The organism is Acidiferrimicrobium sp. IK (genome assembly GCF_025499425.1).
Classification (GTDB): Bacteria; Actinomycetota; Acidimicrobiia; order Acidimicrobiales; family Palsa-688; genus Acidiferrimicrobium.
Genome location: NZ_JAIMCB010000005.1, coordinates 134,854 through 154,663 on the forward strand (window position 1 = coordinate 134,854; position 19,810 = coordinate 154,663).

Genomic DNA, 19,810 nt, shown 5'->3' on the forward strand with positions numbered 1-19,810 from the left:
ACATGCCGACACGGGAGATGTGCCGATGAGCTGGGCAGGCAATTCCACACCGACACCTCAGCTGGCCGGATGGTGGTACCGGGTCGGCGCGACCGTGATCGACGGGATCATCCTCGGCGTCGTCGGCGGCATCCTCGGCGCAGCGTTCGGCAGCGTCGGGGCCCGCTACGCACTGAGCTTCGTCCTGGGACTGCTTTATGTATCCCTGCTCCTCGCCTACCGCACCCAGACCGTCGGGATGATGGCCCTCGGCACCCGCTGCGTCGACGCCAGGACGGGGATGCCGATCAGCATGGGACGGGCCTTCGGGCGCACCCTGGTCAGTGATCTCCTCGGCATCACGATCATCGGCGGGATCCTCGACGTCTTGTGGCCGCTTTGGGACCCCCAGAATCAGACGCTTCACGACAAGGCCGTGGGGAGCTTGGTCGTCATGAGCCGGGAGCAGGTGCCCAACCCGCCCTATCCCGGCGGGCAGCCCGGCACCTTCGGCGGCTCGGCGCCGACCCCCGGCGGCTGGGGCGGTTCGGAGCCGGGTTGGCCGTCGTCTCCTCCGCCCCCCGCCGCGCCGACCCCGGGCGGTGGATGGGAGCAAGGCGGCGGCTGGCAAACCGCGGCTGGCCCGCAAACGCCTGCCGCGCCGCCAGGCGAGACCGGGGGCTGGCAGACCGCTCCCTCCTCTCCCCCAGCCCCTCCGGCCGGCCCGCCGCCGGCCCCCGCATCCCAGCCGGCACCGCAGCCGGCCCAGTCGATCCCCGCCGCGTGGTACCCGGATCCGGCCGGTTCCGGCCAGGAGCGGTGGTGGGACGGCAAGTCCTGGACCGAGCACCTGCGCGCCTCTCCCTGACCCGGGCTGCTGCACGACCCGGCGCCCGACCAGGATCCGTTGTGCCCGACGTCACCACGACTCTGACGTTGACGTCACAGTATGATTCGGCGGTCGGCGCTGCCCCGCGCCGCGTCGAAGGAGCCAGATTGACCACCGACACCCACGCCGCGGACCGTGCGGCCGGCGGGCGTAGCGCCAACTACAAGTGGATCGCCCTGTCCAACACGACCCTCGGCATCCTGATGGTGACGATCAACCAGTCAATCCTGCTGATCTCCCTCCCCGACATCTTCCGCGGCATCAAGCTCGACCCGCTCGGGGCGGGCAACACGTCCTACTTCTTGTGGATCCTCATGGGCTTCATGCTGGTGACCGCGGTGCTCGTCGTCAGTCTGGGGAGAGTCGGGGACATGTACGGCAGGGTGAAGATGTACAACCTCGGTTTCGCGGTGTTCACCGTTTTCTCCATCCTCTTGTCGGTGACTTGGATGAGCGGCAAGGATGGCGCTCTTTGGATCATCGTCATGAGGATCTTCCAAGGCGTCGGCGGGGCGTTCCTCTTCGCCAACTCCAGCGCCATCCTGACCGACGCATTCCCCCAGGAGGAGCGGGGCAAGGCGATGGGGATCAATGGCGTCGCGGCGGTCGGCGGCTCGTTCCTCGGCCTGATCCTGGGCGGCGTCCTAGCCCCGGTCGAGTGGCGCCTGGTGTTCCTCGTCTCCGTGCCTTTCGGGCTGTTCGGCACAGTCTGGGCCTACATCAAGCTGCATGACAACGGCGTACGGGTCCCCTCCAAGATCGACTGGGCCGGCAACGTCACCTTCGCCATCGGGCTCATCTCCCTGCTGACCGGCATCGTCTACGCCATCCAGCCCTACGGCAACCACACGATGGGCTGGACCAACCCCGGCGTCCTCGCCGCCATCTTCGGCGGCATTATCACCCTCATCGTCTTCGCCCGCATCGAGTTCACCGCCAGCGACCCAATGTTCCGCCTTCGGCTGTTCAAGATCCGTGCGTTCAGCGCCGGCAACGTGGCGGCCTTGCTCGGCGCCCTCGGTCGAGGCGGCCTGCAGTTCATGCTGATCATCTGGCTTCAGGGCATCTGGCTGCCCCAGCACGGATACAGCTTCGAGCGCACGCCTCTATGGGCCGGGATCTACATGATCCCCCTCACCGTGGGCTTCCTCATCACCGGTCCTCTCTCTGGGATCCTGTCGGACCGCTACGGGGCCAGGCCCTTCGCCACGGGCGGCCTCGTCATCGGCGGCGCGGCGTTCCTGCTGCTCGAGTTGCTCCCGATGAACTTCAACTACGTGTGGTTCGCCCTCTTGATCTTCATGTTCGCAGTCGGCAGCGGCCTCTTCTTTTCCCCCAACCAGGCCGGCGTTATGAACAGCCTCCCGCCCGACCAGCGCGGCGCCGGCGCCGGCATGCTCAACACCTTCCAGAACTCCGCGAGCGTCTTATCCATCGGCGTGTTCTTCACCATCATCACCCTGGGCCTGGCCTCGTCGCTGCCGAGCCACCTGTACAACGGCCTGATCGCACAGGGCGTCCCCAGCGGGGCAGCTCGAAGCGTGTCCCACCTGCCGCCGATCGGCACCCTTTTCGCGGCGTTCCTCGGCTTCAACCCGATCCAACAGCTGCTCGGGCCGAGCGGCGTCCTCCAGCACGTCACCCCTGCTCAGGCCCACTACCTGACGGGGCAGGCATTCTTCCCGCGCCTGATCTCGGCACCCTTCGCCAGCGGGCTACACCTGGCCTTCGACTTCGCAGCGGGCGCCTCGTTCATCGCCGCGATCGCGTCCCACCTGCGGGGCGGGCGCTATGTGCACGGCGAGGCTACCGAGAGCCTCGGAGAGGAGATCGGCGAGGGTTTCGCCGGCGTGGGCGCCATGGCATCCGAAGAGATCGGCGCCGGGATCTCGCCGTCGGCCACCCTCAGCCGATCCGACGCCGCGTCGCCCACCAATCCGACGGGCGGCCAGCCAGGCGGGTTCCACCCGGACAAGTCCGGCCCCGAACCGGGTCGACCGGGATCCTGAGATGACCACGCCGGGAGTTCCTCCGCAGGACGCCTTCATCGACACCGACGACGCGCTGGTCGGCATCGGTCGGGCCGCCACCATCCTCGGGGTGTCCGAGCGGGCGCTGCGCTACTACCAGCAGATCGGACTGCTGACCCCGTCGGGCCGGACCCCCGGGGGCATGCGGCGCTACGCGCCCGTCGACTTGGACCGGGTCCGGCGCATCCGGGAGCTGCAGGACCTGCTCGGCTTCAACCTGGAGGAAATCCGCGGGATCCTCGGCGACGAGGACCGCCTGGCGAAGCTGCGCGCCGAGTACAACGACGAGCACACCTCGCTCCGCCGTCGCCGCGACATCATCCAAGAGGCTGTCCACCTCCGCGAGGGGCTGCGCTCCGTGGTCGAAGCCAAGTTGTCCAGGCTGCAAGCGTTCCTCGCCGACTTGGACAGCTCGATCGATCGCAGCCGCCGCAAGCTGGATGAGGCCGCAGCGCCGGAGGCGACCGCCCGCTAGCGGGTCGGTCGCGGCATGAGCATCGGTGGGGCCGTGCGGCCCGGAGCTGCAACAATCGGCCCATGACCAGGCCGCTGTTCGACGAGACCCACGAGCTGTTCCGCGCCACCGTCGCCGGGTTCTTCGAGAAGGAGGCGCTGCCCCACGCCGCGGAGTGGAACAAGGCCGGGATCGTGGACCGGTCGCTTTTCGCCAAGGCCGGCGATCTGGGCCTGCTCGGGATGGCCGCCCCGGAGGCCTACGGCGGGGGTGGCATCGACGACTTCCGCTACAACCTGGTCATCATCGAGGAGATACAGCGGCTCGGCCTGGCCGCGTGCGGTCTCGGGATCACCCTCCACAACGACATCGTCCTCCCCTACTTCCTCACCTACTGCAACGAGGAGCAACGGGACCGCTGGCTGCCGGGGATCTGTTCTGGAGAGCTGATCACCGCCATCGCCATGACCGAGCCGGGGATCGGCAGCGACCTGGCCTCGATGGGCACCACTGCCATCCGCGACGGCGACGACTACATCGTCAACGGCTCCAAGACCTTCATCACCAACGGCATCAACGCCGACTTGGTGGTGGTCGCGGTCAAGACCGACCCCGCGCAGAAGCATCGGGGCATGAGCCTGCTGGTCCTCGAGCGGGGGATGCCCGGGTTCGAGCGGGGCCGCAACCTGGAGAAGGTCGGCCTCCATGCCCAAGACACCGCCGAGCTGTTCTTCAACGACGTGCGGGTGCCGGTCGCCAACCGTCTGGGCGAGGAAGGGCAGGGGTTCGTGTACCTGGTGTCCAACCTGCCCCAAGAGCGCCTCTCGATCGCGGCCGCCGGCGTCGCCGCGGCGCGCGCCGCGCTGGACTGGACGATCGAATACGTCAACGAGCGCAAGGCCTTCGACCAGACCATCGCTTCTTTCCAAAACACCCGCTTCGCGCTGGCCGAGATGGCCACCGAGGTGGAGATCGGCCAGACCTTCGTCGACCGCTGCGTCGCGGAGCTCAACGCCGACGCCCTGACCGCGGAGAACGCGGCGATGGCCAAGTGGTGGTGCACTGAGCTGCAGAAGCGCACCGTCGACCGGGGCCTGCAACTGCACGGCGGGTACGGCTACATGCTCGAGTACCCGATCGGCCAGGCCTACATCGACGCTCGCATCACCACCATCTACGGCGGGACCACCGAGATCATGAAAGAGATCATCGGGCGCAAGCTCGGGGGGTGAGCCGCCAGTGCCGGCCCGGTGCGGTCAGCTCTAGCCGGCCACGCTGGAGGCCGGCAGCTCGCTCCAGCCGAACGCCCCCTCCGCCGAGGTCTCCCGGACCTGGATCGTGCGGACGCCGCCCGCCTGGTGCAAGCGGCAGTCGAACTCGAGCCCGGCGCGGACCGGCTCGGAAGCCGGGCAGGTGATCTGCGGCGGTTGGCTGGCACCGGTGCGGGTCTGCATGTCCTGAGCGATGAGCGTCGCGACATCGGGCCCGTTGAGCGCCTTGGGGGTCGGGTGGCGCAGGCCGATCAGGTCAATGCCGACCGCCAGCACCGCCAGCACCGCCAGCGCGATCAACCCGGGGACGAGGTAGCCCCTGCGGGCCGGGCGGGATCGCCCGGGGGCGTGGGTGGGGGTGGGCGCGACCGGATCGGGCATCGGGTGCAGCGTAGGCTCCCCGTCCCCGCCGCTAGTCGCCGCGAACCGGGCAGACTGTCCCAGGAGGTAGCCCACTGATGCTGACTGATGACGAGCGCATGGACCGACTGGCGCAGTTGAACGAGCTGATCGAGCTGATCCGCCCGGCCGTACAGGCCGACGGCGGCGACCTGGTGCTCGTGTCCGCCGATGTCGACACCGGGGTCGTCGAGGTCCAGCTGCAGGGGGCGTGCAGCTCGTGCGCCATCTCCAGCACCACGTTGAAGGCCGGGGTCGACCGCATCTTGAAGGATCGCCTGGACTGGGTGACCGAGGTGCTCGGCGGGGTCGACGAAGAGATGGACTTCGAGACCAGCTCCGCCATGGGTCGGGGCGGCTACACCCCGGGCTTCTAGCCCTCCTCCTAACCGTGAGGACGATCCGCCTGCAGGCGTGGGCGCTCGTCGTCGGCGCCGCGCTGGCCGTAGCGGGCTGCGGCGGGCCGACGACGACCCTGGTCGCGCCGACCACCACCGCGACCACCATGGCGCCGTCGGCGACGGTCCCCCCGCTCGGCTACACGGTGTCGGTGCTGCCGGCGACCGCCGCCAACGCCACAGCCAACGCCCGCGGGGCGTGCAGCCGGTTCTCGTTGCTCTACATCCGCCTGCCCCAGGCGACGGTGGCCACCGACGCAGCTCGCGGGTACCTCGCGCCGGTACAGCAGTTCGCCGACGCTGCGGGAGCCGGCGACCCGGCCCAGTGGGGGCAGCTGCGCGCCGATGTCGACGGGTTGATGGGGTTGGTGGACACCCCTGCGTGGCGGTCCTCCACCGCGCAGATCAATCTGCCGGCGGTGCAGGCCGTCTACCGCGACTGCCGCAGCCTGGAGTAGGACACCCGAGGTACGGTGCTGCTCCCCAGTGCGGGAGGGAGTCCCGTGGCCGCCCTTGCGTCGAAGGGGCGGGGACGACAAGGGCGGCCGCCGGGCTCACGCTGTCGAGGGGCAGCTTCGACAGCGCCGCCCACCATAGCGGGGCTGCTACGGCCAGATGGTGCATTGGGGGCGGTTGGCCCCCAAATCTCTCCGGGGCACCGACCTGCGGACGCGACGAAGGCCCGACCGGGGGGGGTGGTCGGGCCTTCGCACTCAGCTCAAGGGGAGGAGGGGGGGTTCCGCCCCGAGCACGTGAACAGTTTCTCAAACTCCGGGCCGCTTTGCAAGCCGGTTGTGTGCGACATCGGTCACAACGGGCGGGCGGGTCGCCTCCCGGCGGGCGGGTTCAGTCCGCTTCGTCGGGGGCCAGCGCGATCTGGGCGGCCAGGACCTCGGCCAGCTCGGCGGGGGTCCGGTCTTTCGCGTCGGCCCGGGCTAGGAGGCCGAGGACCAGGCCCGAGTAACGCGCCAGCCAGACCAACAGCTCGGCGGGGTCGTACTCGGCCACGTACTGGCTGGCCAGCGCGGCGGCGGTCCGGTGGTCGTCGGTCAACGTGAGGGTGACTAGGGCTTGGGCCAGGCCGAGCCCTTCTCGGGAACGCATCCAGACAGCCAACCATCCCGGCGGCCCGAAGCGGCGAGTGTCCGCGGGGGCGCGTGGCTGTCACACCTCCTCCGTAGGGTCAGCGCCGTGACTCCTCGACTCGTCGACGTCCGAGCCTGTCCGCCAGGGCCGGCTCGGGAGAAGCCCGGCGGTGCGCTGCTGGCTGCCCTGGCCGCCGTCCTTGCCCTGCTGACCGCCGCGTGCGGCTCGGCGGGGTTGGGCGCCTCCCCCGGCGCCCTGCCCGGCACGGCTCCCGCCCCTGTAGCCACCACCGCCGCTACCGCTACCACTACCACCACCGCCGGCGACCTCGGGCCGCCCGCGACTGTCTCCGGGTCGTGCCGCGCGACCGGTTCAGGCCTGAAGGTGCTCCCCGATCCTCGCTGCACCCCCGGCGCCCTCAACCCGGCGGTGACCGCCGCCACGGTCGGCTCCACCATCTGCGCATCGGGGTGGACGGCGACGGTGCGGCCGCCCGAAGCGGTCACGGAGCGGATCAAGGTGGCGCAGATGCGAGCCTACGGCGACCGGGGCCGGATCGGGGCGTACGAGGAGGACCATCTGGTGCCCCTGGAGCTGGGCGGCGCGCCGTCCGATCCCCGCAACCTGTGGCCCGAGCCGGGCTCCTCGCCGAACCCCAAGGACCGGGTCGAGAGCGCGGCCCGCCGGGCGGTGTGCTCGGGCCGCCTGAGCTTGGCCGGCGCGCAGCAGGCCATCGCCACCGACTGGGTGGCCTTCGGCGCCCGGCTCGGGGTGGGCTGACCTTGATCGGGCGGAGCTGCTCAGCCCTTGATGGAAAACGACGAGGCGCCGCCGTTGACCGCGTTGACCGTCGACTGGGGGATCTTGGCGCAGTCAGCCTTCAGCGCGGCGACGTCGCCGGCGCTGCCCGCCGCGGCCCCTTTGCCCTCTGCGTCGAGGCTGACCTCCGACGCGTGCACGCTCAGCGGCTGCCATGCCGGACTGGCGCTGGCCGCCTTTTGGGCCTCCTGGGCCAGGATCCCTGCGTCCTTGGTGACCTCCGACTGCGCCAGCGTCCCCTTCTGCGCGGCGCTGACCAGGGCAGCAAACTCGGTGCAGGCACCCACGGCTTGCACGGTTCCGGGCGCCGTGGTGGAGGTGGTCGCCCTCGGGGCGGTGGTGGCTGCCGCACCGGATCCCCCGCCGCCCCCGCCGCAGGCCGTAGTTGCCACAGCGGCCAGGCCGAGCAGAGCCAGACGTCGACAGCGCATCCGTGGAGGCTACCGGCAGGCGCGCCAACGGCCCCGCGGGGCAGTGCAGGAACCGTTGGCTACGCTGCGGGGCCCGGGGGCAGCCAGGCCTCCGCAGCGAGGCGGCGGAGCACAAAAGCGCTCGCGGCCGCCGGGAAAGTCATGGTATCGCCGCCATTGCTCTCTGATGGGTCGCCCCCCCACCCGGGAACGGCGCGGCGGCTGCAGGTCCGGGGTCGGCCGCTCGGCGGCGCCTCTGTCGTGGTCGGGCTGAGAGGATTCGAACCTCCGACCTCTTGACCCCCAGTCAAGCGCGCTAACCAAACTGCGCCACAGCCCGTACAACCCAACGCCCCGGAGCGGGACGTTACCGCCTCCTGGCACCCTGGAGCCTCGAGACTCCCGCCCGGGTGACGCTGCTGGGGCAGGGTCGGGGGCGAAGCTGGGAGTCTGAGGAGAACGGGGCGCTAGTCGGTGGCTCGCCAACCCTAGTCCCAGCCGGCCCACCGTCCAAGCTGACCGGCTCAGAAGTGCTTGGGGAACCACTCCGCGAACCAGTACACCCGGTACACCAGGTACCCGGCCAGGCCGACCAACATGACCTTGAAGTGCCAGGGCACGCCCTTGGGCGGGGTGGCGATGACCGTGCCGCAGGCCGGGCACTCGCCGTGCTCGCCCATGCTGGGCTGGGTCCAGAACTTGCTGCAGGTGTCGCACCAGGGCACGGCGGGGATCCTCTTACAGACCTAGCCGGCGGCCGGCCTCGGGGGCCGGTCGCCGGGACGTGGGTTCACGGTAGCGCCACGCCGCGCCCAACCGGCCTCAGCTGGTGGGGTCCTGGCCGACTTCGCCGCGCCAAGCGCCGGTCTCCGCCGGCTGGGACTCGATGAAGGACTTGAACCGGTCGAGGTCGGACTTCACCTGGTGCTGGACGACGCCGAGCGCCTCGCCGGCCTTCTCGACGAAGCCTTCGGGGTCCAGCTCCAACTGAAGCATGACCTTGGTCCTGCCGTCGTCGATGCGGTGGAAGGTAACCACCCCGGCGTGGGTCGGGCCCGAGTCGCTGCGCCACGCCACCCGCTGATCGGGTGTCTGCTCGGTGATTGTGGCGTCGAACTCCCTGGTGACGCCGCCGACCTTGGTCACCCAATGGGTGTGGGTGGTGTCGGTCTGGGTGATCTTGTCAACTCCTCCCATGAACTGCGGGAACGTCTCGAACTGGGTCCACTGGTTGTACACGGTGCGGACCGGGCGTTCGACCTCGATGGACGTCTCATGACTTGCCATATTTGACTCCTCTTTAGCGATCGTTTGTCGGCTCGAGGCCTACCCCCGAGTCGGACAGCTACGCCTCAGCGTCAGCGGCTGACCAGGTGTCGCACGGCCCCTACCGCCCGATCGGCGATGGCCATGGGCAGCCCCATCACGATGTTGAAGGGCGGGACGTCGGGCTGGTGAGGGTGGGCCCGGGTCGGGGCGGTCGCCTTTGCGTTCTCCAGCGCCTCGCCGAGATCCGCCAGGTCCTCTTTGGACATCACCTTGCGGACCGCGGGGAACAGCTCCCCCTCCTCCTCCTTGACGTGGTGGCGAATCTGCTCGATCAGCACCGCTACCTTGGCGTCGAAACGCTCGGCCTGGGCGGGGAGGCGCTCCAGCTCGGCGAGGAAGGTCTTGGCCCCGTGGTGCTCTTCGAGCGCCTCGAGCACCTGGTCGCCGAGAGCGCTGTCGGCCCGGCGCACAGCCGGGTAGAACAGCATCTCCTCGATGCCGGCGTGGACCGACAGTTCGGTGATGATCTGGTCCACCAGCCGGCGCTTGGTGGTGGTGGCGCGCGGGCCTGCCGCCTCGAAGCGGCTGAAGAGGGTTTCGACCTTCTGATGGTCGGCGGTCAACAGCTCTATGGCGTCCATGCCCCCGGTCCTGCCCATCTAGAGGCCAGATATGCCGCGAGCCGCAAAGCGCCCCCGGCCGCGAGCGTCTCAGGCGCGGTGTCTCAGGTGCCCGGTGTCAGGTCCGCGGTGTCAGGTGCGCCGGACCGCCAGGATGGCCACGTCGTCGCTCAACGGCGCCGCCGCGAAGTCCCTTGCGGCCTCCAGCAGGACCTTGGCCAAGGTCGTGGCGTCCTGGCCCGGGTCGCGGCGGATGATCCCAGCGATGCGGTCCTCGCCGAAGAGCTGCCCACCGGAGCGGGCCTCGGCCAGCCCGTCGGTGTAGAGCAGGAGGAGGTCTCCCGGGGTGAGCGGAAGCTCCCGGGAGTAGTAGCTGGCGTTTGGGTCCAGGGTGAGGAGCGGACCGGTGGAGCGCAGCGCCCTCATCTCGGAGTCCTGCCACAACCAGGCGGCGGGATGCCCGGCGGAGGCGTGGCGGATGGTCGCGGCCTCGGTGTCGAACACCGCCACGCACACCGACACCAGGTCCTCCGGGCGGCCGGTGAGCGACAGGACCTTGTTGAGTTCTTCGAGGGCCTGCGCCGGGTCCCGATACTGGGAGAGGAAGTTGCGCAGCAGGTACTTGACCTGGAAGGCGGTGATCGACGGCTCGATGCCGTGACCGGCGACGTCGCCGATGACCACCGCCAGGCGGCTCTTGTCGGTGGCGTAGACGTCGTAGAAGTCACCGGCCATCATGCCGGTGCCCGGCTCGTAGACCCGGCCCAGCTCGAACCCGTCGATCGGGGGGAGCTCCTCGGGCGCGAGGCGGGCCGCCCACTGGCGGGGGGCCAGCTCCTCTTGGGCCAGCACCTCCTCCGCCCGCCGCTCGAGCAGCGCCCGGTTCTCGGCCAAGCGGCCCTCGTCGAAGAAGCGGGGCGCGAAACGGATCGACACCACCACCGGCACGGTCACGGCGAGCAGGGGAAGCTCAAACCACGCGCTCTTGGACAGCGACGCCACGCCCAGCCCGACGGTGAGCACCGCGTAGAGGATGGCGTTGTGAAGGTCCTTGTCGAACGCCGCCCTGGCCAGGCCGGTGGCGTCGGAGGTGACCGGGGCGCCGCCGCCGGGCGACTCGATGCGCCGGACCGCCCGGATGGTGCGCGACGCGGCCCGGGCCCACAGCCCGGCGGCGACCGCGCAGGAGATCGCCGCTGCCGCCAGCCAGGGCTGCGCGAACAGCGCAGCTACCACGACAGACTGGTCGGCCATAGCGCGACGCTACCCCACCGGCCGCGAGCCGGGCTCTTTGCTCATCCGGGGCCGGCTGCTTACTCGCTGCGGCGGCGGACCCGAAACTTGATCGGTGTCGGCCCGAACCCGAAGTGCTCCCGCAAGCGGCGCTCCAGGTAGCGCAGGTACGGAGCGGGGAGGCTCTTGGTGGTGAACAGCGTGAAGGTGGGAGGCTCGGCCGCGCCCTGAGTGGCGTAGAGGACCCGACCGGCCGGGGAGCGATGGGCGGCCTGCGCCTCGGCCAGGACCCGGTTGAGCTCGGCGGTGGGAACCCGGCGGTGATAGGCGTCGTCGGCGGCTTTCAGCGCCGGGAACAGCCGGTGCACGCCGAGGCCGGTCAGGGCGCTGACCTTGAGGATCGGCGCGTAGGCCAAGAACGCCAGGCGGTCTTCGACGTCCTCGAGGACCTGGGCTCGGGTCTCGGCGTCGAGCATCTCCCACTTGTTCAGCATGATCACCACGGGGCTCCCGGCCGCGTCGACCCGTTCGGCCAGGCGCTGGTCCTGGCGGGTGACGCCGTCGGTGGCATCGATGACCAAAAGAGCGGCGTCCGCCCCGTCGATGGCCTGCAAGGCGCGTACCAGCGAGTAGTACTCCGCGCCCGACGCCTCCTTGGCTCGCCGGCGCATCCCGGCGGTGTCCACGAAGCGCAGTTGACCGTCCTCGGTGCTCACCAGGGTGTCGATGGTGTCGCGGGTGGTGCCTGGCATGTCGTGGACCACCGACCGCTCGTCGCCGATGAGCCGGTTGAACAGCGTCGACTTGCCGACGTTCGGCCGCCCGACGATGGCCACCGACGGGATCCGAGGCTCCTCGGGCTCCTCGTCGGGGGCTTCGACCACGTCGGGCAGCATCCCGATCAGCGCGTCGAGCATGTCGCCGGTGCCCCGACCGTGCAGCGCGGACACCGGTTGGGGGTCGCCGAGGCCCATGCCTGCGAACACCCAGATGTCGGGGTCGCGGGTCTCGGCGTCGACCTTGTTGGCCACGACCAGCGCAGGGACCTTGCTGCGGCGCAGAAGGTCGGCGACCCTGGCGTCCTCTTCGGTGATCCCGATGGTCGCGTCGACCACGAAAAGGATGGCCGCGGCCTCCTTGATCGCCCGCTCCGACTGGGCCGACACCTGCTGGTCGAGGGCGTCGCCGGCAGCCAACCAGCCTCCGGTGTCGACGATGGTGAACTCCCGCCCGGCCCATTCGGCGTCGAGCAGCTTGCGGTCCCGGGTGACCCCGGGACGCTCCTCGACGATGGCTTCGCGCCGCCCGACGATGCGGTTGACGAGCGTGCTCTTCCCGACGTTGGGGCGCCCGACAACGGCGACGACGGGGAGCCGGGGTGCCGGCGCATTGGTTTTGGGCATGGGATCCTCTGTGCGGGTTACGCGGCGACCGGGGCGCGCAGCGCCCGGCGCAGGCTGGCCCCGTCTGCTGGCACGATCTCGACGGCTCGGGGAAGGTCGGCGGGGGTCAGGCCGTCGAGGAACCGGCCCCCGGACAGGCAGACATCGGGGAGCAGGTAGCGCCGGCCGAAGGGGGCGGCGGCGAGGACCCGGGCCAAGTCGGCGCCGGTCATCAGTCCCGCGACGCTGGTGTTGCCGCCGAAGAACTCGTTGGGCACTGCGAGCACCTCGGTGTCGGGGTTCACGGCCTGGACGAGCGGCTCGAGGACCGCCTTGCCGTAGGGGCCGGTGAGGATGGTGATGGGGGCGTCGGAGCGGGGCGCCAGGGTGATCGATCCCGGCGCCCGGGGGGCGCGGTAGCCCTCCGCCGGCGCGCCGTCGACGGACTGGAAGAACCCTCCGGGACCGCCCGTCGGCGCGTCCTCGCGCCCCTCGAAGCGGGCCCGGAACGCGGCCACCATCCCCACGCCGTTGTCGTGCTGGGCGACGGGCCCGTACGCGTCCAAGGTGGGGAAAGGACGCCCGGCTACCAGGTAGTACTCGTCGGCCGCGAAGGCCATCGGGTGGCCGAGGGCGGCGCGGAAGGTGTCCTGCCATCCCTCAATCAGCTCGACCACCGCGGCCGCTTCCTCGACGGTGTGGGGGCGCATCGCCTCCTCGACGTTGAACCGGCTGACGCCGAGGGGCACGCACGCCACGCTGGCCATCTCAGGGAAGCGGTCGAGGACCCCTGCGAGGGTGTCGTCGAGGATGACCCCGTCGTTTACCCCCGGGCAGACGACCACCTGGCCGTGAACCTCGATGCCGTGGTCTAGGAGGGCCCGGAGCCATCGAAGGCTGGTCGCGCCGCGCTTGTTGCGCAGCATCCTGGAGCGCACGTCGGGGTCGGTGGCGTGGATGGAGACCCAAAGCGGCGACAGGCCCTCGGTGACGACCCGCTCCAAGTCGGCCTCGGTGAAGCGGGTGAGGGTCGTGAAGTTGCCGTACAAGAACGACAGCCGGTAGTCGTCGTCGCGGGTGTAGAGGCTCTTGCGCATGCCTTTCGGCAGCTGGTGGATGAAACAGAACTCGCAGTGGTTGTCGCAGGTCCTGACCCGGTCGAAGAGGGCCGCGTCGACCTCGAGGCCGAGAGGCTCGTTGCCGTCCCTGATGACGGTGACGGGCAGCTCCAGGCCGCCTCGGCGCACGTCGAGGTCCAGCTCGGCCTGATCGGCGAGCAGCTGATATTGGATGATGTCTCGGGGGAGCTGACCGTCCATGGCGGCGATCTCGTCGCCTGGCAGGAGGCCGGCCCGGGCAGCGGGTGACCCCGGGGTCACCGCCACCACGCGGGGCAGCGACATAGCTTTGCGATGCTAGCCGCGCTTGGCACCCAATTGGCCCCGCTCGCTCTACGGGAGGCCATCTCGGTACCGTGGAGGCGTGAAGGTCGATCGGGTTCTCCTCGCCTCCCCGCGGGGCTTTTGCGCCGGGGTGGAGATGGCCATCAAGGCCCTGGCGTGGATGGTGCGGGTGTTCGAGCCGCCCGTGTACTGCTACCACGAGATAGTCCACAACAAGGTCGTGGTCGAGCGGTTCAAGGAGCTCGGCGTGGTCTTCGTGGACGACATCACCGAGGTACCCGCCGGCGCCCCGCTCATGCTCTCCGCCCACGGGACCGCCCCCCAGGTGGTCGACGGCGCCCGCCAGGACGGACGGACCGTCGTCAACGCGGCGTGCCCGCTCGTCATCAAGGTCCACCACGAGGTCAAGCGCCGGGCGGCCAAGGGGTACTCGATCGTCTACGTCGGCCACGAAGGCCATCAGGAGGCCATCGGCACGATGGCGGTGGCCCCCGACGCGGTCCACCGGGTGGAGAGCGTCGAGGAGATGATGGCGCTACCCGACAGCGACCAGCCGGTGGCGTTCTTGGCCCAGACCACGCTGGCCGTCGACGAGTGGAAGGGCCTGCTCGAGGCGGCGAAGGGGCGCTGGCCGGACCTGTGGGTGCCCGGTCACTCCGACCTGTGCTTCGCCACCACCAACCGCCAGGCCGCGCTGAAGGCCATCGCCGGGCAGTGCGACGTGGTGGTCGTCATCGGCTCGGACAACTCCTCGAACACCAACGCCCTGACCCGGACCGCGATCGCAGCCGGCTGCCCCCGAGCGGTGCGGGTCAACGGGGCCGACGAGCTGCCCGACGACCTGTCTGGGACCGTCGGCGTCATCGCCGGGGCGTCGGCCCCCGAGTCGCTGGTCGTGGCCGTCGTCGAGGCCCTCAACCCCGCCGGCGGCATCGACGAGGTGCAGGCGGTGGACGAGGACGAGTACTTCCCCCTCCCCCGCGAGCTGCGCGACCTGCTGCGGACCGTGGCCGGCGCCGCGGCGGTGGCTGCGCTCGCCCCTGGCGGCGACCCGCTCGCCGGAGGGGGCGTCGTCGAGGACCGGGACATCCCCGCGGCCACCGCGATGGCCACCCTCAGCGTCTGAGACGGCGCCGGCGGCCGGTGTCAGGCTGAGCGGCGCCCGGCTCTGGTCAACGCGTCGTCGAAGAGGACCTGCAGCTCGGTGTGCAGGCGCGCCGAGGTGTCGGTGATCGTCCGGCGGGTGACCCGGCCGCCTTCGGAGCGGGCCGCGGGCAGGATCGGCTCGCCGACGACCATCGCCACCTTCACCGGACGGATGCCCTTCTTGCCCTTCGGCATGGCCCACTCGCTGCCGCCGATGCCGACGGGGATGATCGGCACGCCGGCCCGCGCCGCCACGAACGACGCTCCCTCGAACAGGTCTTGGACTACCGGGCCGCTCTGGCGGGTGCCTTCAGGGAACAAGACGACCGGCTCCCCGGCCAGGAGCGCTTCCTCGCAGACCCTGAGCGCTTCCCGATCGGGAGTGCCGCGACGCACCGGGAACGCCCCGAGCGACGTGAACAGCCGCCCCGACCAGCGGTACTTCCACAACGAATCCTTTCCCATGAACCGGATCCGGCGACGGGTGAGGCATCCGCAGAGGAGCGTGTCGATGTTGGACCGGTGGACCGGGGCGATCACGTAGGGGCCGGTCTTCGGGATCCGGTCCAAGTTGACCAGCTCCACCCGCCACACCAGCCGGCACACCACCTCCACCACGCCGCGAGCGAACGCGTACCAGCGCAGCTGCCAGGCGGTCGGCGCGCTCACTTGGCGACCAGGGCCAGCACGTCCTCGACCACTTCCTCGATCCCCCGACCGGTCGAGTCGATGTGCACCGCGTCGTCGGCGACGGCCATCGGGGACGCCGCCCTGGTCGAGTCGATGTGGTCCCGGCGGGCGATGTCGGCCGCGACCTGGTCATAGTGCATGTCGAGCATCTCTTTCGACCGGCGGGTGGCCCGTTCGCTGTCGTCGGCGGTCAGGTACACCTTCACGTCGGCGTTCGGGAAGACCACCGTCCCGATGTCCCGGCCTTCCACCACCCCTCCCCCGTGCGCTTCGGCCCACTGCCGCTGGCGGACCACCAGCTCGTGGCGAACGGCCGGGTTGGCGGCCACCGCGCTGACCGCCCGGGTGACCTCGGGGCTGCGGATCTCGATGGTCGCGTCGACCCCGTCGACGGTCACCTTGTCGGCCACGTCGATGTCGATGTCCTCCGCCAGCCGGGCCACCGGCTCGGCGTCGCTCGGGTCGATACCCCGGCGGATCGCGGCGAAGGTCACCGCCCGGTACATCGCGCCGGTGTCGAGGTAGGCGAGACCGAGCCGGGCAGCGACGGCCCGAGCGACGGTGGACTTGCCCGAACCGGCCGGGCCGTCGATGGCTATGACACGCACCGGCGAAGATCCTCTCTGAACGTGGGGTAGCTGGTGGCCACCGATTCCCATCCGGTGATCCGCACCGGCTCGGCGGTGACCAACCCGGCGATGGCCATCGACATGGCGATGCGGTGGTCCCCGAGGGCGTCCACCGACCCGCCCGCCGGGGGCCGGCCGGCACGGCCGTGGACGACCAGCCCGTCGGGGCGGGCCTCGGCTCGGACCCCGATGGCCTGCAGCCCGCCGGTGGTCGAAGCGATCCGGTCGCTCTCCTTCACGGCCAGCTCCGCGGCGTCACTGAACGTCGTGGCGCCCTCCGCCAGCGACGCGGCGACCGCGAGCACCGGGATCTCGTCGATGAGCGACGGGACCTCCGCGCCTCCGACCTCGGTGGCGTGGAGGGCTGCGGAGCGGATCCGCAGGTCCGCGGTGCGGGTGACGGGGTTCTCGCCCACCACCTCGATGTCGGCGCCCATCCGCCTCAGCACGTCGATGAACCCGGCCCGGCCCGGCCCGACGTAGACGTGCTCGATCACCAAGTCGCTGCCCGGCACGATGCTGGCGGCCACCGCCCAGAACGCGGCGTGGGACGGGTCTCCGGGGACGTCGACGCTCATCGGCGAGAGAGCGGAGGGGCGCAGGGTCACGCTGCCGCCGTTGACCACCACGTCGGCGCCGGCTTGGAGGAGCATCTCCTCGGTGTGCCGCCTCGTGGGGATGGCCTCGATCACCGTGGTCGGGCCTTCCGCTGCCAGGCCGGCGAGGAGGACCGCTCCCTTGACCTGCGCGGACGCGACCGGCGGCCGGTACTCGATGCCGTGCAGGTGACCGCCCCGTACCACCAGCGGCGGCAGGGTGCCGCCCGCCCGGCCGTCGATCTGGGCGCCCATGAGCCGCAGTGGGTCGGCGATGCGGCCCATGGGCCGGCGGGCGATGGACTCGTCGCCGACCAGGACCGCCATGCCGTCGATGGCGGTGGCCCACCCGGTCAGCAGCCGGATGGCGGTGCCGGAGTTGCCCACGTCGACCACCCGCTGCGGTTCTCGCAGCCGGGCCGGGCCGCCGTCGACGGCGACGGTTCCCTCCCCGATGCGGACCACCTCGGCGCCGAACGCCTGGATCGCCTCGGCGGTGTGGCGCACGTCCTCGCCGTCGGAGAGGCCGTGCAGCTCCGAGCGCCCGTCGGCGCGCGCCGCGAGGAGCAGCGCCCGGTGGGACACCGACTTGTCGCCGGGTACCCGCAAGACGCCGTGCACGCCGCCGGGGGCGGCTTCTACCGTGAACGCGGTCATCGCTCTCCCGCGGCGAGCGCCGCCCAGGTCATCGTGGTCACGGGCCGGGGGTGCGGACCGAGGTGCGGTAGCCGCGCGCCGCGAGAGACTCGCGCAGCTGGACGCTGGCGCCGTCGTCGATCACCAACACCAGCACGCCGCGGTCGCCCTCCGCGGAGTGGGCGATCTCGACGTCGAACACGTTGATGCCGAGGTCGCCGGCCAGGGTGAGGACCTCAGCGAGTACGCCGGGGCGGTCCAAGACGGGGATGCGCAGCTCGGCGGTGCGGGCCGCGTCGGGGGCTCCCGAAGGCAGGTTGGTCCGAGCCTCCCGGGCCCGTTCGAGCCGCTTGAGCAGGCCGTCGCGGTCGCCCTCCGCGACGATGCGGCGCACGTCGGTCAGCTCCGACACCAGCCCGTCGATGACCTGGAGGATCCCGTCGCGGTTTTGGATGCACACGTCGGGCCAGATCCCCGGATGGCCAGCGGCGATCCTGGTCATGTCCCGGAACCCGCCGGCTGCCAGGCGCAGCAGGGTGCTCTGCTCCTCTGCGGCGTCGGCCGCCAGGTTCATGAGGGTGGCGGCGGTCAGGTGCGGCACGTGCGAGACCACTGCGACCAAGTCGTCGTGGCGGGCCGGCGGCATGGCCACCACGTTGGCGCCCAGGCCGCCCACCACGGTCTGCACATAGGCGTAGGTGTCGGGGCTGGTGTGGTCGGTGGGGGTGAGCACCCAGGTGGCGCCGATGAACAGGTCGGGGTCGGCGCCGTCGAGGCCCTCTTGCTCCGAGCCGGCCATCGGGTGCCCAGCGACGAAGCGGGGATGGGCCACCGCGGCGGCGATCGGCCCTTTGACGCCGGCGACGTCGGTCACCACGCCCGGACCGTCGAGGGCTGCGTGGGCGGCCTCCGGTACCGCTCCGGCCGGCGTGGCGATGAACGTGATCTCGGCCTCCGGGTCGACGCCGAGGGCATCCAGGGCACCGATGGCCAAAGCCCGACGACCCCGGGCCGGCTCGATATCGGCACCGGTGACGGTCCAGCCCCGCTGCCGCAAAGCCATCCCGATCGAGCCGCCGATCAGGCCGATCCCGACGATCTGGGCTCGCCGGCGCGACCCGCTCGCGCCGCGACCGTTGGGTGCCGGGACCGTCCCGGACACGGCGGGCGCCGCAACACTGCTCTCGGCTGCTCCCGACACGGGACGCAACCCTAGAGCCGTCCGGGCGCGTCGCTCACATCGCGCCGGGCCCCAAGGTCGGTACCGTGAGGTCGTGAGCACTCAGGTAGCCAGCACGGAAGGCGGCTCGCGAGTGATCGACGCCGTAGACGCGATCGTGGGCGGCGGCGCGGTGCGCCGCAGCCTCCCGACCCGGGCCAAGCGGACGATCGGCGCATGGTGCTTCCTCGACCACTTCGGTCCGAGCGACATAACCGGCCAGGCCGGCATGGCCGTCGGCCCCCATCCCCACACCGGGCTGCAGACGGTCACCTGGCTGCTCGAAGGTGAGGTGGTGCACCGTGACAGCCTCGGCAGCGAGCAGGCGATCCGCCCCGGCCAGCTGAACGTGATGACCGCGGGACGGGGCGTCGCCCACGCCGAAGAGTCGCCCTCCAGCCACCCGCCGATCCTCCACGGCACCCAGCTGTGGGTGGCGCTGCCCGACGGCCAGCGCGACCGAGAGCCGGCGTTCGATCACCACCCAGAGCTCCCGGCGACCAACGCCGGAGACTGGTCGGGACGGGTGCTGGTCGGCTCGTTCGGGGGGGTGACCTCCCCCGCGAAGGTGTATTCACCTCTCGTCGGCGTCGAGCTGACCACCTCCAAGCAGGCGTCGGCGGAGCTGGCGCTCGACCCGGCGTTCGAGCACGGGGTGCTCGTGGTGGAGGGCGCCGCTGCCGTCGGCGGCGCCGATGCGGTCGGGCCGGATCGCCTCGTGGTCCTCCCGCCGGGACGCTCGTCGCTGGACCTGGCCGCTGACGGGCCGGCGCGGGTGTTGCTGCTCGGCGGCGCGCCGTGGGAGGGACCGCTCGTGATGTGGTGGAACTTCGTCGGCGACTCCGCCGAGAGCGTCGAGCGGGCCCGGGCCGACTGGCAGGCCGGGCGGCGCTTCGGGGCGACCCCGTTTCTAGAGGTCCCCGGCGCCACGGCCCGACGGATCCCCGCACCCCCGCTTCCCTTCGGGCGCCTCGTCAGCCGGACCTGAGTTCGTCTCGCCGCTGCCCTTCCCGGGTGCGCCTTCCGCCGGGCCACGCCGTCGGATGCGCGAGGTGGGTGCCAACGGGTGCGGGGACTGCCACGGGCAGCTAGCGGATCACACCCCGCCACGATCGCCCTGCCGGCGTGCGGTGAAGGTCATAAGCGAGCGCCTCGGGCATAAGGATCCCGCCTTCAGCATGAAACCAGTACGCCGGCGTCGTTCCTGGCATGCAGGCGGGCCCGGCTGCCATGGTCGCGGCGCTGGCAGCAT

The 19,810-nt window shown here is 71.0% G+C and carries 22 protein-coding genes and 1 tRNA gene; 9 read left to right on the top strand and 14 right to left on the bottom strand.

The window, feature by feature from the left end; genetic code table 11:
- Positions 1–25 precede the first annotated feature (25 nt).
- The 4 genes from K6U06_RS10045 to K6U06_RS10060 all read left to right on the top strand — a co-directional run bounded on the left by K6U06_RS10045 (position 26) and on the right by K6U06_RS10060 (position 4,584).
- Positions 26–847: an RDD family protein gene (locus K6U06_RS10045; protein WP_262321795.1), complete on the top strand. Its 822-nt coding sequence runs from the start codon at positions 26–28 to the stop codon at positions 845–847.
- Between the two features lie 128 nt (positions 848–975).
- Positions 976–2,877 carry an MFS transporter gene (locus K6U06_RS10050; RefSeq protein ID WP_262321796.1) on the top strand — a complete coding sequence of 634 codons (1,902 nt, stop codon included), beginning with the start codon at positions 976–978 and terminating at the stop codon, positions 2,875–2,877.
- 1 nt (position 2,878) lies between these two features.
- Positions 2,879–3,373: a MerR family transcriptional regulator gene (locus tag K6U06_RS10055; RefSeq protein WP_262321797.1), complete on the top strand. Its 495-nt coding sequence runs from the start codon at positions 2,879–2,881 to the stop codon at positions 3,371–3,373.
- 62 nt (positions 3,374–3,435) lie between these two features.
- Entirely contained in the window at positions 3,436–4,584 is a 1,149-nt protein-coding gene (locus K6U06_RS10060) for an acyl-CoA dehydrogenase family protein (RefSeq protein WP_262321798.1), read from the top strand.
- 30 nt (positions 4,585–4,614) lie between these two features.
- On the opposite strand, the gene K6U06_RS10065 is transcribed toward K6U06_RS10060, so the two are convergent.
- A complete protein-coding gene (locus tag K6U06_RS10065) occupies positions 4,615–5,004 on the bottom strand; it encodes a DUF4333 domain-containing protein (protein WP_262321799.1) in 390 nt (129 codons plus the stop codon).
- Positions 5,005–5,081: 77 nt separating this feature from the next.
- Here K6U06_RS10065 and K6U06_RS10070 point away from each other — a divergent pair, with 77 nt between their 5' ends.
- Both K6U06_RS10070 and K6U06_RS10075 read left to right on the top strand, forming a co-directional pair.
- A complete protein-coding gene (locus K6U06_RS10070) occupies positions 5,082–5,399 on the top strand; it encodes a NifU family protein (protein ID WP_262321800.1) in 318 nt (105 codons plus the stop codon).
- Between the two features lie 14 nt (positions 5,400–5,413).
- Positions 5,414–5,878, top strand: coding sequence for a hypothetical protein (locus K6U06_RS10075; RefSeq protein WP_262321801.1), 465 nt, complete (start codon positions 5,414–5,416; stop codon positions 5,876–5,878).
- A 388-nt stretch (positions 5,879–6,266) separates the two neighbouring features.
- Here K6U06_RS10075 and K6U06_RS10080 read toward each other — a convergent pair whose 3' ends face one another.
- Positions 6,267–6,524 (bottom strand): hypothetical protein, encoded by a 258-nt coding sequence (locus tag K6U06_RS10080; protein ID WP_262321802.1) that lies wholly within the window; start codon positions 6,522–6,524, stop codon positions 6,267–6,269.
- An 87-nt stretch (positions 6,525–6,611) separates the two neighbouring features.
- Here K6U06_RS10080 and K6U06_RS10085 point away from each other — a divergent pair, with 87 nt between their 5' ends.
- Positions 6,612–7,286 carry a hypothetical protein gene (locus K6U06_RS10085; RefSeq protein ID WP_262321803.1) on the top strand — a complete coding sequence of 225 codons (675 nt, stop codon included), beginning with the start codon at positions 6,612–6,614 and terminating at the stop codon, positions 7,284–7,286.
- Positions 7,287–7,306: 20 nt separating this feature from the next.
- Here K6U06_RS10085 and K6U06_RS10090 read toward each other — a convergent pair whose 3' ends face one another.
- The 8 genes from K6U06_RS10090 to K6U06_RS10125 all read right to left on the bottom strand — a co-directional run bounded on the left by K6U06_RS10090 (position 7,307) and on the right by K6U06_RS10125 (position 13,642).
- Positions 7,307–7,756, bottom strand: coding sequence for a hypothetical protein (locus K6U06_RS10090; protein ID WP_262321804.1), 450 nt, complete (start codon positions 7,754–7,756; stop codon positions 7,307–7,309).
- Positions 7,757–7,997: 241 nt separating this feature from the next.
- A tRNA-Pro gene (locus tag K6U06_RS10095) sits at positions 7,998–8,075 on the bottom strand.
- A gap of 184 nt (positions 8,076–8,259) precedes the next feature.
- Positions 8,260–8,460: a hypothetical protein gene (locus K6U06_RS10100; protein WP_262321805.1), complete on the bottom strand. Its 201-nt coding sequence runs from the start codon at positions 8,458–8,460 to the stop codon at positions 8,260–8,262.
- 97 nt (positions 8,461–8,557) lie between these two features.
- Positions 8,558–9,022 carry an SRPBCC family protein gene (locus K6U06_RS10105; RefSeq protein WP_262321806.1) on the bottom strand — a complete coding sequence of 155 codons (465 nt, stop codon included), beginning with the start codon at positions 9,020–9,022 and terminating at the stop codon, positions 8,558–8,560.
- Between the two features lie 71 nt (positions 9,023–9,093).
- Positions 9,094–9,645 carry a hemerythrin domain-containing protein gene (locus tag K6U06_RS10110; protein WP_262321807.1) on the bottom strand — a complete coding sequence of 184 codons (552 nt, stop codon included), beginning with the start codon at positions 9,643–9,645 and terminating at the stop codon, positions 9,094–9,096.
- 111 nt (positions 9,646–9,756) lie between these two features.
- Complete coding sequence (locus K6U06_RS10115; protein ID WP_262321808.1) at positions 9,757–10,878, bottom strand: PP2C family protein-serine/threonine phosphatase; 1,122 nt, start codon at positions 10,876–10,878, stop codon at positions 9,757–9,759.
- A gap of 59 nt (positions 10,879–10,937) precedes the next feature.
- Complete coding sequence (gene der, locus K6U06_RS10120) at positions 10,938–12,260, bottom strand: ribosome biogenesis GTPase Der (RefSeq protein ID WP_262321809.1); 1,323 nt, start codon at positions 12,258–12,260, stop codon at positions 10,938–10,940.
- Between the two features lie 17 nt (positions 12,261–12,277).
- Complete coding sequence (locus K6U06_RS10125; protein WP_262321810.1) at positions 12,278–13,642, bottom strand: DUF512 domain-containing protein; 1,365 nt, start codon at positions 13,640–13,642, stop codon at positions 12,278–12,280.
- Between the two features lie 79 nt (positions 13,643–13,721).
- Here K6U06_RS10125 and ispH point away from each other — a divergent pair, with 79 nt between their 5' ends.
- A complete protein-coding gene (gene ispH, locus K6U06_RS10130) occupies positions 13,722–14,768 on the top strand; it encodes a 4-hydroxy-3-methylbut-2-enyl diphosphate reductase (protein ID WP_262321811.1) in 1,047 nt (348 codons plus the stop codon).
- 20 nt (positions 14,769–14,788) lie between these two features.
- Here ispH and K6U06_RS10135 read toward each other — a convergent pair whose 3' ends face one another.
- From K6U06_RS10135 to K6U06_RS10150, 4 genes are read right to left on the bottom strand one after another with little or no spacing between them, the layout of a single operon-like run.
- A complete protein-coding gene (locus K6U06_RS10135; protein ID WP_262321812.1) occupies positions 14,789–15,457 on the bottom strand; it encodes a lysophospholipid acyltransferase family protein in 669 nt (222 codons plus the stop codon).
- Positions 15,454–16,137 (bottom strand): (d)CMP kinase, encoded by a 684-nt coding sequence (gene cmk, locus K6U06_RS10140; RefSeq protein WP_410051015.1) that lies wholly within the window; start codon positions 16,135–16,137, stop codon positions 15,454–15,456. The genes K6U06_RS10135 and cmk overlap by 4 nt, the downstream gene beginning before the upstream one ends.
- Positions 16,074–17,360, bottom strand: a complete 1,287-nt coding sequence (gene aroA, locus K6U06_RS10145) for a 3-phosphoshikimate 1-carboxyvinyltransferase (RefSeq protein WP_262321814.1) — start codon at positions 17,358–17,360, stop codon at positions 16,074–16,076. Before aroA ends, cmk begins: the two co-directional genes overlap by 64 nt.
- 37 nt (positions 17,361–17,397) lie before the next feature.
- On the bottom strand, positions 17,398–18,540 hold the full coding sequence (locus K6U06_RS10150; protein WP_262321815.1) for a prephenate dehydrogenase/arogenate dehydrogenase family protein: 1,143 nt from the start codon (positions 18,538–18,540) through the stop codon (positions 17,398–17,400).
- 73 nt (positions 18,541–18,613) lie between these two features.
- Here K6U06_RS10150 and K6U06_RS10155 point away from each other — a divergent pair, with 73 nt between their 5' ends.
- Entirely contained in the window at positions 18,614–19,546 is a 933-nt protein-coding gene (locus K6U06_RS10155; RefSeq protein WP_262321816.1) for a pirin family protein, read from the top strand.
- Positions 19,547–19,810: the final 264 nt, after the last annotated feature.

Coding starts and splice junctions, on each gene's coding strand:
- K6U06_RS10045 (WP_262321795.1), top strand. CDS start 26: ATGAGCTGGGCAGGCAATTCCACACCGACACCTCAGCTGGCCGGATGG.
- K6U06_RS10055 (WP_262321797.1), top strand. CDS start 2,879: ATGACCACGCCGGGAGTTCCTCCGCAGGACGCCTTCATCGACACCGAC.
- K6U06_RS10060 (WP_262321798.1), top strand. CDS start 3,436: ATGACCAGGCCGCTGTTCGACGAGACCCACGAGCTGTTCCGCGCCACC.
- K6U06_RS10065 (WP_262321799.1), bottom strand. CDS start 5,004: ATGCCCGATCCGGTCGCGCCCACCCCCACCCACGCCCCCGGGCGATCC.
- K6U06_RS10070 (WP_262321800.1), top strand. CDS start 5,082: ATGCTGACTGATGACGAGCGCATGGACCGACTGGCGCAGTTGAACGAG.
- K6U06_RS10080 (WP_262321802.1), bottom strand. CDS start 6,524: ATGCGTTCCCGAGAAGGGCTCGGCCTGGCCCAAGCCCTAGTCACCCTC.
- K6U06_RS10090 (WP_262321804.1), bottom strand. CDS start 7,756: ATGCGCTGTCGACGTCTGGCTCTGCTCGGCCTGGCCGCTGTGGCAACT.
- K6U06_RS10105 (WP_262321806.1), bottom strand. CDS start 9,022: ATGGCAAGTCATGAGACGTCCATCGAGGTCGAACGCCCGGTCCGCACC.
- K6U06_RS10110 (WP_262321807.1), bottom strand. CDS start 9,645: ATGGACGCCATAGAGCTGTTGACCGCCGACCATCAGAAGGTCGAAACC.
- K6U06_RS10115 (WP_262321808.1), bottom strand. CDS start 10,878: ATGGCCGACCAGTCTGTCGTGGTAGCTGCGCTGTTCGCGCAGCCCTGG.
- der (WP_262321809.1), bottom strand. CDS start 12,260: ATGCCCAAAACCAATGCGCCGGCACCCCGGCTCCCCGTCGTCGCCGTT.
- K6U06_RS10125 (WP_262321810.1), bottom strand. CDS start 13,642: ATGTCGCTGCCCCGCGTGGTGGCGGTGACCCCGGGGTCACCCGCTGCC.
- cmk (WP_410051015.1), bottom strand. CDS start 16,137: ATGGGAATCGGTGGCCACCAGCTACCCCACGTTCAGAGAGGATCTTCG.
- aroA (WP_262321814.1), bottom strand. CDS start 17,360: ATGACCGCGTTCACGGTAGAAGCCGCCCCCGGCGGCGTGCACGGCGTC.